Source organism: Lactobacillus sp. ESL0228, assembly GCF_003692825.1.
Classification (GTDB): Bacteria; Bacillota; Bacilli; order Lactobacillales; family Lactobacillaceae; genus Lactobacillus.
In genome coordinates this window covers 208,350-221,837 of record NZ_REHJ01000008.1, presented here as the reverse complement: position 1 = coordinate 221,837, position 13,488 = coordinate 208,350, and the positions used below count along the sequence as shown (strand labels likewise).

Here is a 13,488-nt window from a genome sequence, read left to right as displayed (position 1 = left end):
AAATAATTAGAATTGAGGTTAGTTAATGATTAAATCAATTTTTGGTGAAGGAGAAAAGCAGGGAATTACTGAGGTATTGGCACAAAAAGATAGGAGGGTTCAATTACAAAACAAAATTTTCGAGCAATATCCACAAGGTATATTGCTTGATGTGAAATTAAATGTTCCGGGACCGATTAAAAACAATCGCTATTTAAAGCAAATATTTAAGCATGGTTGTAATCAATTGGAACAAGAATTATTAAAAAATGGGCTAAAATATTCAGTAATGGTCACATGGGACGAACCTGCAGGAATGGAAAACTTTTATTTATTATTTGAGAATAGTCAACTTGTAAAAAAGGTTGCAATTAGGTTTGAGGACAAGACTGAGTTAAATCGTTTATTTGATGCTGATGTTTTAGTCAAAAATAAAAAGCAGGCTTTATCGAGATCTGAACTTAATCAGATCAGTCGTCGCTGCTTTTTATGTAATCGACCTGCGAAAGATTGTGCTCGTTCACGGCGTCATTCAATTGACGAACTCCAGAATTATCTTACTCATCTTTATAATAAATATTTTAATTAAAGAGTTTGATTTTTTAGCAAAACTCTTTTAGCGATGCCACTTGTGGTTATTAGATGAGTAATAATGCCACTGCGCAAAGCACCTAATAAAGCGTCTTCTTTGAAACGGTTTTTAACGATGACAAAGCGGTCAGGTACGTTCATAATATCAGCCAATTTGATACCACAGATATGGTTTTCAATAGGCTGGTAAAAGTTGCCTTTGATATCATATGGTCTTCCGAAAATTATCCCTGCAATTTGTGTTCTATCTAGATGAGCAAACAATTTGTCTGCATAGTGCTCCATAAAAAATTGTCCGGATTCAAGCGATTGAGCGGTCCCAATACTTGCAAAAATCAAATCAAGGCGTGGAAAGTATTGTTCAACAAATTTATAATATGGTTCTTCCTTAATATCTGTAATTAGTTGTGGGTTTAAGGAATATAAAGGTGCGGAGAAGTCAACACACTGCGCATTAAATTTATTAGCGGCAACTTGTGTTAGCTGGCGCTTACGTTTACTGGTGTTGACAGGTTGCCCAACCAATTGCAGAAAAGTTAAATTTTCACGATTTTCTTCAGCAAAATTATTAATAATATCACGAAGTAGTGTTCCCCATGTTAAACCAATAACACTAGCAGATTTAACATAATTTTGAATTTGTTTAGCAGCATAGTTAACAATCATTTCGTTATCTTGATTTTTAGTTTCTAAATCTTCTAAAATATCAACTTCCTTGAGATTAAACAGCCGTTGTAATTCTCGCTCTAAATTTTGTGATCTTTTTGGACTTTGGTAAATACTAATTTTAACTATTCCCTTATCTTGAGCATCTTCAATTGCTTTTGTGATGAGATAACGTGAAAGATTATATTTTTTAGAGATATCAGCAATGTTAAGATGACTCAAAAAATAATCATGTGCAATATTGGCAAGTTGCTCATTTGTTAATAATGTCATTTTTGTGTTCCTTAATTCTTTTGTTATTTAAATTCTATTCAACTTTTAAAATATTATAATATATAAAGCTAGAATAAGGTGATCTATTTACTCCAGCAGATCACAAAAAATACCATGTGTTATTTTCTGTAAATCGCTTGGCTTTAAAAAGACACTCCGCCCAACTTTACCACTGGAAACAGCAATTTCTTCTTCAGCTTTCATTTTTTCATCAAGATAAATTGGAAAGTGATGTTTAAAATAAATGCCAATTGGGGTATTTGCTCCATGAACATATCCGGTTGTTTTTTCTAAATTTTTTAGTGGAAGCAGCTCACATTTTTTGTTACCCGAGTTTTTGGCAAGCTTTTTCATATTTAAGTGTTCAGTTACGGGGATGACACCAACAACTATCCCCGTTTTATTTCCATAACAGACCAGAGTTTTGTAGACCAAATGTTCATTCTCGTTTAAAATAGAGGTATCCATCTGTGCCACACCACCAGAATCTTCGTGCGTGGCAAATTCAGTTTGCCGGTAAGAAATTTTATTTTGGTCAAGTATTTTTTCTACAAGTGTTTTTTCAATTTGATGTTTTTTCTTTGCCATAATAATCACCTTCTATAATGATAGCATTGATAAATAAGAAATAAAAAGGGAGTTTTATAATAATGAAAGTGTTGATCATCAAGATAGAAACAAGTCATGAGGTCGAAGATGCCCTCAATATTTTTAGCCAAGATGTCTTACACTGCTTGGGTACACAAGTACGTAAGCGTTCTGATTTTGAACAAGCTGGTTGGCTTAAAGATTCAACAGTAGTTGAGCTTAATGAAATTGAAAACTTACCTCAAGACATGCAATTCTTTGCTTATTATGATGAACATGCTGACCGTAAACAATTACTTAATGCTTATCAGCAAAAATTAATTGAGCTTCAAGGTTATGGCCTGAAAATTGGTCAAGCTCAAGTTGCCGCATCGTATATAGAAGATAAGGATTGGAATTTAGTTTGGCAAAAATTCTATCATGTTATCAATTTTTCACGACATTTAGCAATTGTCCCAGAATGGGAAAATTATGAACCTCAATTTGCCGATCAGCAATTGATTAAGCTTGATCCGGGTTTGGCTTTTGGTACAGGTGGACATATTACTACTAGACTATCACTAATGGGACTTGAACGAACATTAGTTGCTCCTAAATCAGTTGTTGATGTTGGAACTGGGTCAGGAATTTTAGCCATTGCTGCGTCTTTATTAGGTGCCAAATCTGTTTTAGCGACGGACATTTCTAGTCAAGCTATTACAGCAGCTAAAGAAAACGTTGCTTTAAATCAATTGCCAAATATTAAAATTAAACAAGCAAGCCTATTAAAAGATATCGTAGGCAAATTTGATATCATTGTCGCTAATATTCTGGCAGAGATTTTGCTAGAGTTAATTCCACAATTAGATAGTCATTTAAATCTGGGCGGTCAAATTGTTTTTTCAGGCATTGATTATCAGCAATTGGATAAGATTAAAGAGGCACTGGATAAATTTGGGTTTCAAATTACATTAACCATGAAACAGAAGCGTTGGGTTGGATTAGTTATTGAACGAAAAGACAACTAAAGAGTATAATATGAAACTAAATTGAATAAGGACTTAAAAAATTGATTAATAAACTAAAACAAATACCATTTATAAGAAAGTTGAATCAGTATCGCTCAATGCCTATTGTCTGGTGGACAATTTTCGTTAACATATTACCACTTGTTTTTGGCTTATTACGAATTTCAACTGTGTGGCGAATTGGAATTTTGTTTATTATTTTTAATAGTATTGTCAGCTATCATGTTGGTAATTTGATTAAAGTAATTAATTTAAAGCGCTATTGGCTACTATTTTTTCCAGTGTGCTTTTGTCTGATTGTTTTAATCAAATATGCAAATTACAATTTACTATTTGGAATAGTTTATTTAATTTTTGAAATTTTCGGATTGATGGATCAACAAATATATAACTAAGAGGAGCGTTTTAAATGTCAAAATATAAAGAAATGACACATGATGAGGTAATCGAAGCTTGCAAAAAATATATGGACGATGAACAATTGGCTTTTGTCGAAAAAGCATATAAATTTGCGTTTAAAGCTCATCATGATCAAAAGCGTGCTTCTGGACAGCCCTATATCGTACATCCAACACAGGTAGCTGGAACTCTAGCTACCTTAAGTCTTGATCCTGATACGATTGCTGCTGGTTTTTTACATGATACAGTTGAAGATACACCAGTGACTAATGAGGATATCAAAAATAATTTTGGAAAAGATGTTGCTTTTATTGTTGATGGTGTTACTAAGCTAAATAAATACGAATATAAATCACACCAAGAATTTTTGGCCGAAAATCACCGAAAAATGCTAATTGCTATGGCTAAAGATCTGAGAGTAATTATGGTTAAGTTAGCTGATCGCTTGCATAACATGCATACATTAGAGCATTTGCGACCAGATAAGCAACGCCGAATTGCTTCTGAAACAATGGACATTTATGCTCCTTTAGCCGATCGCTTGGGTATTGGAACAATCAAGTGGGAACTTGAAGACATGAGTTTTCACTATCTAAACCCCAAGGCATACTATCAGATTGTTAATTTGATGGATGCTAAACGCAGTGAACGTGAAGGATATATCAATGACGCAATAAATACTTTAAAAGCAAGTTTAGAAAGTCTAGGAATTAAATATGAAATTCATGGGCGACCAAAACATATTTACTCTATTTATAAAAAAATGGTAGATAAACATAAGGATTTCAATGAAATTTATGACTTGCTCGCTGTGAGGGTAATTGTTCCAACAGTTAAAGATTGTTATGCTGTCTTAGGTGCAGTTCATACTAAGTGGAAACCGATGCCTGGTCGCTTTAAGGATTATATTGCTGTTCCAAAAGTAAATGGGTATCAATCTTTGCATACAACCATTATTGGTCCAGGAGGACGTCCATTAGAAATTCAAATCCGCACTAAGCAAATGCATGAGGTTGCCGAATACGGTGTTGCTGCTCATTGGGCATATAAACAAGGAAATTTCAGTGGAGTAACACCAACTAGTTCTAATGAAAAACTAGATATGGTACGTGAAATTCTTGAATTAAAAGATGAAACCCAAGATGCAGACGAATTTATGAAAAGCGTCAAAAGTGAAATTTTTTCTGACAGAGTATATGCTTTTACACCTAAAGGTGAAGTCTATGAGCTACCTAAGGGGTCGGTTACACTGGATTTTGCTTATGAAATTCATACACAGGTTGGCAGTCATGCAGTAGGTGCTAAAGTTAACGGAAAGTTAGTGCCACTGGACTATAAACTTAAAAATGGTGATGTTATCGAGATTATGACCCAATCTAATGCTTCGCCATCACGTGATTGGATCGATATGGTCAAAACTTCACGTGCGCGTAATAAAATCAGACGCTATTATCGAAATCTTGATCGTGATCATAGTATCGAGCAAGGTGAACAAATGATTATTAATCAACTGCGTGAACAAGATTTGACGCCTAAAGAGTTTATGGATAAAGATCACCTTGATAAGATTATTGAGCAATTGAACTATCATACAACTGATGAAATGTATGCAGCAGTGGGCTTTGGTGATTTATCTGCCGTAAGTATTGTTAATCGTCTAACTGCTGATATGCGACACAAGGATGAGAAGAAAAAGCAGAAACAGCTTGAAGAAGAAATCTTAAATTCGGGACAAAAATCGACAGTTGATACTAAAAGCGTTAAAAATGACTCATCTACGATGAAAGTCAAACATAAAGATGGTGTCATGATTCAAGGAATTAGTGATCTTATGCAGCATTTGGCCAAGTGTTGCAATCCGGTTCCAGGTGATGAGATTGTTGGTTACGTGACTAAGGGTCGAGGGGTTACAATTCACCGTAAAGATTGTCGCAATATAGTTAATAGTGACTCTAATCAGGGAAGATTAATTGAAGTTGAATGGGAAAATGTTGGTGAGAGTAGCACTCAAACATTCAATGCGGAAATTGAAATATTTGGCTATAACCGTAGTCAATTGTTAAGCGATGTGCTCAATAAGTTAAATTCGGTTACTTCAAATATTAATAATCTTTCTGGGAAAGTTAATGAAGAAAACATTGCCCATATTTATGCCACGGTAGCTGTTAACAATTCAGGACAATTAGAGGGAATTTTAGCCAAACTAAGAGACATTCCAGACGTATATCAAACAAGGAGAGCAGATAATTAATGCGAATTGTAATTCAAAGAGTAAATCGAGCAAATGTAAAAATTGCTGGACAAACTGTGGGACAAATTGAGCGTGGGCTGTTATTATTAGTCGGACTTAAAAACGGTGATGATATAGAAGTTACAAAAAAGGCTGCAACTAAAATTGCAAAAATGCGAATTTTTGAAGATGAAAATGGCAAAACAAATTTAGCAATAAAAGATGTAGGCGGACAGATTTTAAGTGTTAGTCAATTTACTTTGCTTGCTGATACCAAAAAGGGAAACCGTCCAAGCTTTATTCAAGCAATGCGACCACCAGAATCTGATGAACTCTGGCAAGAATTTAATAAAGAACTAGAAAAACAAGGTTTACATGTTGAAACCGGAGAATTTGGTGAAGATATGAAAGTTGATTTAGAAAATGATGGTCCTTTTACCATTGTTTTGGATTTATAAAAGCAATTACTTAACTAAGATATTGACTTTTTGCCCTTAAAACTATAAGCTAAAACAAGAATTATCAATGACAAAGATTGAAGATCAGTATTTTTATTTTAGAGACCGTTTATGAAGCTGCAAGAACGGATAAAAAACTGACTGTGACCCCTTTACCAGATAATATTCGTTTCGCGAGCGTTATTCGCAGCAGGTAAAAGGTGGTACCGTGCCAATCTAGAGCGCCCTTGATTTTATTCAAGAGCGCTTTTTATTTTTAAAAAAGGATGATTAAATGAAAGTTCAAAGACCCAAAGGAACAGTTGATATTTTGCCAGAACAATCTGGCTCATGGGAAAAGGTTGAACAAATTTTACGTGATTTTTTCAAACAAGCCAATTATCGGGAAATTCGTACACCTAGCTTTGAAAACTATGAAGTTTTTTCACGTTCAAGTGGAGAAACTTCAGATGTAGTTGAAAAGGAAATGTATGACTTTAACGATAAGGGTGGACGCCACATTGCTTTGCGTCCTGAAGGAACCGCCGGTGTCGTCCGAGCATATGTTGAAGATAAGTTATATGCTCCGGAAATGGTTAAGCCGTTTAATGTTTATTATATTGAATCGACTTTTCGTTATGAACGTCCGCAGGCTGGGCGTCAAAGAGAATTTCATCAAATTGGAATTGAAAGCTTTGGCTCTAATAATGCATTAGCTGATGTTGAAACAATTGTTTTGGCACATGATTTATTAGCAAAATTAGGCGTTAAAAATTATGAGTTGCACATAAATACTTTAGGTAATGCACAAGTGCGTCAAGACTATCATGATGCCTTGGTTAATTACTTCCAGCCACTTAAGGACCAACTTTCTGATGATTCTAAACGTCGTCTTGAAAAAAATCCGTTACGAATTTTGGATTCAAAAGATGAGCAAGATAAAAAATTTCTTCCGGGTGCACCGAAGATAATTGATTATTTGGACACGGATGCCAAAAATAATTTTGATCAAATAACCGAAATACTCGATCAGCTTCAGATTAACTACGTAATTGATAATGATTTAGTTCGAGGGCTTGATTACTATTCTGGAATAATTTTTGAATTTATGGTTGAAGATAAGAGCTTATGGGAATCAGCAACAACCATTTTAGGCGGGGGACGATACGATAACCTAGTTGAAGAGTTTGATGGTCCGCACACACCAGCTGTCGGCTTTGGAATTGGTGAAGAACGGTTAATGCTGGTTTTACAAAAGCAAAATCCGACTCTCTTTGCTGATCAAGGAATTGATTTCTTCATTACCAATATTGGTGAAGGAACTGACATTAAAGCCGTCGAAATTGCACGTACCTTACGCAAGCAAGGCTACAAGGTTCAATACGATGTAGACCAGAAAAAACTGAAGGCACAGTTTAAAAAAGCCGACCGCTCAAATGCAAAATATGTGATTACTCTGGGTGCAAAAGAACTTGCTAATGGTGTATTGAATATTAAACGTTTAGCTGATGGTAAGACACTCGATTTAGAATTATCCGCTGTTGATAACATGAATTCAGTTATTGAAAAATTGAAGGATTAAGAAAATGGAAAAAAGAACAAACTATTGTGGTAATATCACTGCTGACTATCTTGGACAAAGTGTTAATTTGTATGGATGGGTTCAACGCATCCGGAATTTAGGGAACCTTATTTTTATTGATTTGCGTGATCGCGCAGGGATAGTTCAAGTTGTTATTAACCACAGTTCAGGCGAAGAACTAATGGCTATTGCAGCGCAATTAGGTAATGAATATGTTATTCAAGTTAAAGGAAAAGTTGTCAAACGAGCAAGCGTCAATCCAGATATGAAAACTGGTGAAATTGAAGTTAATGCTAGCGCAATTAATATCTTAAATAAATCCCAAAATCCGCCATTTGAAATCAAGGATAGTGCCGAAATTGGTGAACAAACAAGATTAAAGTACCGTTACCTTGACTTGCGCCGTCCAAGTTTGCAAAAGGCAATTATTTTGCGTTCCAAAATTTTGCGCGCTACTCATGAATACTTCGATGAAAATGGATTTATTGATATTGAAACGCCAATTTTAGGAAAATCTTCACCTGAAGGTGCTCGTGATTATCTTGTTCCTTCTAGAATTTATCCGGGAAGTTTCTACGCATTGCCACAATCGCCCCAACTTTTCAAACAATTATTAATGGGAGCTGGATTTGATAAATATTATCAGTTAGCAAGATGTTTCCGAGATGAAGATTTACGTGGAGATCGGCAACCCGAATTCACGCAAATTGATATGGAAACTTCATTTACAGATGAAGAACAAGTTCAAGAATATACCGAAGGCTTGTTAAAGAAAATCATGAAAGACGTCATGGGCATCAACCTAAAAACCCCAATTGATCGGATCTCTTGGACAGATTCAATGAATAAGTATGGAACCGATAAGCCAGATGTTCGATATGGTATGTGTATTCATGATTTGAATTCAATTTTTAAAGACAGTGACTTTAAAGTCTTTTCTAAAGCAATTGCAGCTGGCGGCTTTGTCAAAGGCATTGCGGTTAAAAATGCTGCTCAATCATATTCACGTAAGCAAATTGAGAAGAAGCAAGATTATATTAAGCGCTATCACGCAAAAGGCCTTGCATGGGTAAAATTTGAAGATGGTGAATTTAGTGGGCCGGTGGCACGCTTTTTAACTGAAGAGAATCAAGCCGCTTTATCTAAAGAATTTAATCTTGAAGGTGGTGAATTATTGGTCTTTGTGGCTGATAAATGGAAAGTTTGCTGTGATTCCTTAGATCACTTGCGGCGTGAATTTGCAAAAGAAACAAATATTATTCCTAAACACGTGTTTAATTTCATTTGGGTCGTTGATTGGCCTTTATTTGAATATGATGAAGGTTTTGGCAGATGGATTGCTGCACATCACCCATTCACAATGCCTGATGATGAGGGAATTAAACTGCTTGATACGGATCCCCACAAGGCTCATGCACGCAGTTACGATATTGTAATGAATGGTGATGAATTGGGCGGTGGTTCAATTCGAATTCATCAACGCTCAATTCAGGAAAAAATGCTTAAGGCTCTCGGTTTCACTAAGAAGCGTGCTTATGAACAATTTGGCTATCTTCTTGATGCTTTGGATATGGGATTTCCGCCACATGCTGGGCTAGCAATTGGGCTTGATCGTTTTGCTATGCTATTAGCAGAAAAAGATAATATTCGTGATGTCTTGGCTTTTCCTAAGAATGCAAGTGCCTCGGAGCCAATGATGCACGCACCAGCCCCAGTTGCTGAGCAGCAATTAGCTGATTTGGGGATTGAAGTTGAAGCACAGTATCACGAAAGTGTAGCTAAAATTGAAACAACTCTTAAGCAGCAAGCAGAAGAAACTGCTGTTAAAAATACTTCTTGGGATGAAAATTAATAGATAAATTTAAAGAAAAATAAGCCGCAAAACTGACTGCTTGATGTAATCTTCTAGTTTTGTGGCTTATTTTTATAATGTGTTTAATAAAAGATTGGAAACAAAACAATGCTTAAAAAATATCATTACGCCTTTGGCTGTTATGGAATAATTGGAAATCAGTCCGAACTTGTTGTCATTAAAAAGCATGGTGGCCCATACACTAATCGTTATGATTTACCGGGTGGGAGTTTAGAGGATGGTGAAAGCCTTAACCACGCAGTTTTACGTGAAGTAAAAGAGGAAACAGGCTTAATGGCCTTAACATATCACCAGATAGGGGTTACTTCCTTTAAATATCCTTGGAATTATCAACAGTGGCAATATAATCAGCATATCTGTGTTTTTTATGAAATAAAGAAGGTAACTGGTAAAATTGCTAGACAGGTAGAACAATTTGTTGGTCAAGATTCACTTGGAGCCATTTTAGTACCTCTAGCTTGTTTAGATATTAATAATTCGTCTCCATTGGTCCTGAAAGCTAAAGAGTTTTTGCTTAATCCTTTAACTTTTAATCTAGATGACCAAATATTTAAAAGTTGGAAAGTATTAGATAAACCAGCTTTCTAAGTTGGTAATTCGAAGTTTCACTCATATGAAAACATCATGGTTTATCCTGAAACCGTGCGCTTAACTGATGGCGTTTTAGCTTATAAATTAGCTGATAACCAATACGTGCTTGCAGCTAACATTGATGGCACCTTGCGCAAGTTAAAGCATAATGCTTATGTTTATCAAACTGGCAGCAAGCGTGCTAATCATCGCTTGCTACGTAAGGGCAGATATATTCGAACATATGGTGCACCTTATCAATTTAAAAACGGTAAGTTATATTACCGCATTGGTGGACCGAAGAAACAATACGTCAAAGTAAGAAATTTTAAGTAAAAAATTTAAATCAGATAACAAAAAGAACTTCGAAAGTTAGATACCGTCGAAGTTCTTTTTTGTTTATTTAATTTTTTTATTTTAGACCATCTAAAAATTCTAAAGCTGCGTCATAATTTGGCTCATCGGTCATTTCATGAACTAATTCTTGATAAAGAATTTTCTTATTGACATCAACTATCCAAATACTTCTTGAATCAACGTCCATTTCTTCAATGTACAGACCCATCTTTTTACCAAAATCCCGCTGGTTATCTGACAAAAGTTCCATCTTTTCGACACCTTCAGCAGCACACCAATTTTTTTGGTCATCTAATGTGTTAGTAGAAATAGTATAAAAATTGATTCCCTCATATGTATCAACTTCGCTATTAAAGTGTTTAGTTGAAATACTACATACGCTTGTATTAATATTAGGCACTACACTGATTAAAGTTGGTTTAGTAATCAGATCAAAAGAAGTGGCGTTAGTTTTATCTGCTCGTTCAACCTGAAAATCTGGAAGAGTTGTCCCAACTAAAGGTGGTTGTCCGTTAGTTGCTAATGGGGTATTATTTCTTGTAATTTGCATTTTTATCCTTTCTCTGATAAATAACATGCTTTTTATCTAATTATTAGTCTAGACTAATAATTAGATATTCCCAAACAATAAGCACCTTAATTACATGTAAGATGCTCATTAACATAATCGGTTATACGTTGAACGGCAGTTAAAAGATTTTGTTCCGAAGAAGCATAAGATAATCTTACAAACCCTTGTCCACCTTGTCCAAAATAGCTTCCCGGAATTACACCAACTTTTGCTTTAGTAGCTAAATCTTTTGCAAAGGCAACATCATCACAACCAAATTTAGCAGGAATTTTAGCAAAAATATAGAAGGCACCCTCAGGTGTAGCCATTGTAAAGCCATTTTTTTCCAAGCCTGTTTGAATAATATGCAAGCGCTTTTCATAAATTTTCCTTGCTTCTATGTAATCTTCTTCACCATGAGCCATTGCTTCCGCGGCACCAATTTGAACATTATCGGTTACTGAAGTAATCATGAATGAGTTAATTTTGATAATTGTTTGCATAATTTCTTTTGGACCAGCAATATAACCAATGCGCCACCCCGTCATTGCAAAATTTTTAGATAATCCCGACAATAAAATTGTTCGTTCAGGAATAATCTGAGTAAGAGAATAATGTTTCTTTTGAGAATAAATTAGTTCTGCATAAATTTCATCACTTAAAGCATATAAGTTATAGTTAACAATTACTTGTGCTAATTTTTCAAGTTCATTTTTATTATAGACACGCCCAGTAGGGTTTGAAGGGTCAGTTAAAATAATTGCTTTAGCACCTTTACCCTCATTTTCCATTACCTTAGATAGGTGCTCAGCTGTCAAAATGAAGTTATCTTCAGAGGTATCTACTTGAACCGCAATACCACCTGCCATTTCAATAATTCCAAAGTAAACGCCCCAAACAGGAGTGGGGACAATGACTTTATCGCCCGGATTCAAGATTGCCATAAAAGAAACATTTAATGCTTCAGAAACACCAACAGTTGCACAAATTTCATTTTGTGGATCATAAAAAACTTTGAGGCTTTTTTGCAAGTATGAACTTACAGCGTTTAAATATTCAGTTTTGCCGGCTTCAGGGGCGTAATGCGAATCGTCTTTGTTAATATCGTTAATAGCTGCCTGTTTAATATGATCAGGCGTATTTAGATCGGGTTCCCCGACAGTTAACTTAACAATATCCGGAATTTGGGAGATTTGGTTGTTAAATGAGCGAATTTCGGATTTAGGTAATTTTTTAATTCTTGTGTTAATTGTTCCAGCTAGATTATTTGCTAAAATCGGCATAATAAAAAGAACCTTTCTAAGATTTTGATACAACGTTCATTATACCGCAGAGCAACCTTTTCGAGAATTTAAATTAATATTAATTTACTAAGCACTATTTTACTGTAGTTTAAATAAGTTTGTTATAGTTAGCTTAGGATGGTGATTATGATGGATGAAAATAAAAAACAAGAACGACTTAAGGATTTAACAAAAGAACAATTTGAAACTACTCAACATGCAGCTACTGATTTTCCTTTTAAAGGAAAGTATGATGACTTTTATCAAAAAGGCATTTATGTTGATGTAGTTTCTGGTGAACCCTTATTTTCCAGCGAAGATAAGTATGATGCTGGTTGCGGTTGGCCTAGTTTTAGTAAGCCTATTCAAAAATTAGTGTATCATCGTGACCAATCACATGGTATGGAACGAACTGAGGTCAAAAGCCCAGAGGCTGATTCGCACTTAGGTCACGTTTTTACTGATGGACCACAAGATCAAGGAGGGTTACGCTATTGTATTAATTCGTCGGCTTTAAAATTTATTCCTTTTGATCAATTAGAAAAAGAAGGATATGGCGAATATCGTAAACTTTTTTAAATAATAATAATTATGTAAAGTATAAAAAGCCAATCGATTTCTTTAATAAATTAGATAGCTTTTTTATTTTGATTTTATTAATAAGTAAAAATTATTATTACCTCCCTTAATTTAACATTTTTTAAAAGCCTGATAAGCTAATTAGTATGAGTCAATAGAAATAAGTCCATCTTCAAAAGCAAAAAGTATTATTGCGATAAATGTGTACGTGAGAAGGGAAGAATAATGACAAAATTACAGACAGTTAGTTCCTAGTTATGGAAGATGACCAATAACTTCCGAACTAATATGGATACAACTAAATATAAAAATTATATTTTGGCTTTCATATGTTATCGTTACTTATCCGAACAGCAAGAATAGTATCTTGTTAGCAGTAGTGCTATAAATGTTAAGAAAAACCAAGCTATTAATGATGCTTACCTAGAACAAGCATGCATATTGAATTAAATGGTTATCTTAAGGATATCTTTTCAAGTCTTGGTAATACAATTGCATCACTTGACACTTGGAAGTGATTAGTA

Annotated in this window: 15 protein-coding genes; 11 read left to right on the top strand and 4 right to left on the bottom strand. The window is 34.7% G+C overall.

The window, feature by feature from the left end; translation table 11 throughout:
• Positions 1–25 precede the first annotated feature (25 nt).
• Positions 26–568 (top strand): citrate lyase holo-[acyl-carrier protein] synthase, encoded by a 543-nt coding sequence (gene citX / locus F5ESL0228_RS04480; protein ID WP_122022987.1) that lies wholly within the window; start codon positions 26–28, stop codon positions 566–568.
• Here citX and F5ESL0228_RS04475 read toward each other — a convergent pair.
• Together F5ESL0228_RS04475 and ybaK are read right to left on the bottom strand one after the other, a co-directional pair.
• A complete protein-coding gene (locus F5ESL0228_RS04475) occupies positions 565–1,509 on the bottom strand; it encodes a sugar-binding transcriptional regulator (RefSeq protein WP_122018270.1) in 945 nt (314 codons plus the stop codon). The genes citX and F5ESL0228_RS04475 overlap by 4 nt on opposite strands.
• Before the next feature lie 87 nt (positions 1,510–1,596).
• Entirely contained in the window at positions 1,597–2,097 is a 501-nt protein-coding gene (gene ybaK / locus F5ESL0228_RS04470) for a Cys-tRNA(Pro) deacylase (protein WP_122022986.1), read from the bottom strand.
• A gap of 62 nt (positions 2,098–2,159) precedes the next feature.
• Here ybaK and prmA point away from each other — a divergent pair, with 62 nt between their 5' ends.
• From prmA to F5ESL0228_RS04430, 8 genes are all read left to right on the top strand, one after another.
• Positions 2,160–3,104, top strand: a complete 945-nt coding sequence (prmA, locus tag F5ESL0228_RS04465) for a 50S ribosomal protein L11 methyltransferase (RefSeq protein WP_122022985.1) — start codon at positions 2,160–2,162, stop codon at positions 3,102–3,104.
• 41 nt (positions 3,105–3,145) lie between these two features.
• The gene (locus tag F5ESL0228_RS04460; RefSeq protein WP_122018267.1) at positions 3,146–3,499 is read left to right on the top strand and encodes a hypothetical protein; all 354 of its coding nucleotides are present in this window, start codon (positions 3,146–3,148) and stop codon (positions 3,497–3,499) included.
• A gap of 14 nt (positions 3,500–3,513) precedes the next feature.
• The gene (locus F5ESL0228_RS04455; RefSeq protein WP_122022984.1) at positions 3,514–5,754 is read left to right on the top strand and encodes a bifunctional (p)ppGpp synthetase/guanosine-3',5'-bis(diphosphate) 3'-pyrophosphohydrolase; all 2,241 of its coding nucleotides are present in this window, start codon (positions 3,514–3,516) and stop codon (positions 5,752–5,754) included.
• Positions 5,754–6,191, top strand: coding sequence for a D-aminoacyl-tRNA deacylase (gene dtd / locus F5ESL0228_RS04450; RefSeq protein WP_122022983.1), 438 nt, complete (start codon positions 5,754–5,756; stop codon positions 6,189–6,191). The genes F5ESL0228_RS04455 and dtd overlap by 1 nt, the downstream gene beginning before the upstream one ends.
• Positions 6,192–6,465: 274 nt before the next feature.
• Entirely contained in the window at positions 6,466–7,752 is a 1,287-nt protein-coding gene (gene hisS / locus F5ESL0228_RS04445) for a histidine--tRNA ligase (RefSeq protein ID WP_122018264.1), read from the top strand.
• A 4-nt stretch (positions 7,753–7,756) separates the two neighbouring features.
• The gene (aspS, locus tag F5ESL0228_RS04440; RefSeq protein ID WP_122022982.1) at positions 7,757–9,604 is read left to right on the top strand and encodes an aspartate--tRNA ligase; all 1,848 of its coding nucleotides are present in this window, start codon (positions 7,757–7,759) and stop codon (positions 9,602–9,604) included.
• A 108-nt stretch (positions 9,605–9,712) separates the two neighbouring features.
• On the top strand, positions 9,713–10,213 hold the full coding sequence (locus F5ESL0228_RS04435; protein WP_122022981.1) for an NUDIX hydrolase: 501 nt from the start codon (positions 9,713–9,715) through the stop codon (positions 10,211–10,213).
• A gap of 36 nt (positions 10,214–10,249) precedes the next feature.
• Positions 10,250–10,531, top strand: coding sequence for an SLAP domain-containing protein (locus F5ESL0228_RS04430; protein WP_122022980.1), 282 nt, complete (start codon positions 10,250–10,252; stop codon positions 10,529–10,531).
• A 76-nt stretch (positions 10,532–10,607) separates the two neighbouring features.
• Here F5ESL0228_RS04430 and tpx read toward each other — a convergent pair whose 3' ends face one another.
• Together tpx and F5ESL0228_RS04420 are read right to left on the bottom strand one after the other, a co-directional pair.
• On the bottom strand, positions 10,608–11,102 hold the full coding sequence (tpx, locus tag F5ESL0228_RS04425) for a thiol peroxidase (protein ID WP_122018260.1): 495 nt from the start codon (positions 11,100–11,102) through the stop codon (positions 10,608–10,610).
• A gap of 86 nt (positions 11,103–11,188) precedes the next feature.
• A complete protein-coding gene (locus F5ESL0228_RS04420) occupies positions 11,189–12,385 on the bottom strand; it encodes an aminotransferase class I/II-fold pyridoxal phosphate-dependent enzyme (protein WP_122022979.1) in 1,197 nt (398 codons plus the stop codon).
• Between the two features lie 147 nt (positions 12,386–12,532).
• Here F5ESL0228_RS04420 and msrB point away from each other — a divergent pair, with 147 nt between their 5' ends.
• Both msrB and F5ESL0228_RS08620 read left to right on the top strand, forming a co-directional pair.
• The gene (msrB, locus tag F5ESL0228_RS04415; protein WP_199713315.1) at positions 12,533–12,964 is read left to right on the top strand and encodes a peptide-methionine (R)-S-oxide reductase MsrB; all 432 of its coding nucleotides are present in this window, start codon (positions 12,533–12,535) and stop codon (positions 12,962–12,964) included.
• Between the two features lie 264 nt (positions 12,965–13,228).
• Positions 13,229–13,327 carry a type I restriction-modification system subunit M N-terminal domain-containing protein gene (locus tag F5ESL0228_RS08620; RefSeq protein WP_122018258.1) on the top strand — a complete coding sequence of 33 codons (99 nt, stop codon included), beginning with the start codon at positions 13,229–13,231 and terminating at the stop codon, positions 13,325–13,327.
• Positions 13,328–13,488 lie beyond the last annotated feature (161 nt).

What these genes read in the sequence shown, in the direction of transcription:
- F5ESL0228_RS04475 (WP_122018270.1), bottom strand. Translation starts at nt 1,509, where the DNA reads ATGACATTATTAACAAATGAGCAACTTGCCAATATTGCACATGATTAT.
- ybaK (WP_122022986.1), bottom strand. Translation starts at nt 2,097, where the DNA reads ATGGCAAAGAAAAAACATCAAATTGAAAAAACACTTGTAGAAAAAATA.
- F5ESL0228_RS04435 (WP_122022981.1), top strand. Translation starts at nt 9,713, where the DNA reads ATGCTTAAAAAATATCATTACGCCTTTGGCTGTTATGGAATAATTGGA.
- aspS (WP_122022982.1), top strand. Translation starts at nt 7,757, where the DNA reads ATGGAAAAAAGAACAAACTATTGTGGTAATATCACTGCTGACTATCTT.
- F5ESL0228_RS08620 (WP_122018258.1), top strand. Translation starts at nt 13,229, where the DNA reads ATGACCAATAACTTCCGAACTAATATGGATACAACTAAATATAAAAAT.
- F5ESL0228_RS04455 (WP_122022984.1), top strand. Translation starts at nt 3,514, where the DNA reads ATGTCAAAATATAAAGAAATGACACATGATGAGGTAATCGAAGCTTGC.
- citX (WP_122022987.1), top strand. Translation starts at nt 26, where the DNA reads ATGATTAAATCAATTTTTGGTGAAGGAGAAAAGCAGGGAATTACTGAG.
- prmA (WP_122022985.1), top strand. Translation starts at nt 2,160, where the DNA reads ATGAAAGTGTTGATCATCAAGATAGAAACAAGTCATGAGGTCGAAGAT.
- F5ESL0228_RS04420 (WP_122022979.1), bottom strand. Translation starts at nt 12,385, where the DNA reads ATGCCGATTTTAGCAAATAATCTAGCTGGAACAATTAACACAAGAATT.
- F5ESL0228_RS04430 (WP_122022980.1), top strand. Translation starts at nt 10,250, where the DNA reads ATGGTTTATCCTGAAACCGTGCGCTTAACTGATGGCGTTTTAGCTTAT.
- msrB (WP_199713315.1), top strand. Translation starts at nt 12,533, where the DNA reads ATGATGGATGAAAATAAAAAACAAGAACGACTTAAGGATTTAACAAAA.
- tpx (WP_122018260.1), bottom strand. Translation starts at nt 11,102, where the DNA reads ATGCAAATTACAAGAAATAATACCCCATTAGCAACTAACGGACAACCA.
- dtd (WP_122022983.1), top strand. Translation starts at nt 5,754, where the DNA reads ATGCGAATTGTAATTCAAAGAGTAAATCGAGCAAATGTAAAAATTGCT.
- hisS (WP_122018264.1), top strand. Translation starts at nt 6,466, where the DNA reads ATGAAAGTTCAAAGACCCAAAGGAACAGTTGATATTTTGCCAGAACAA.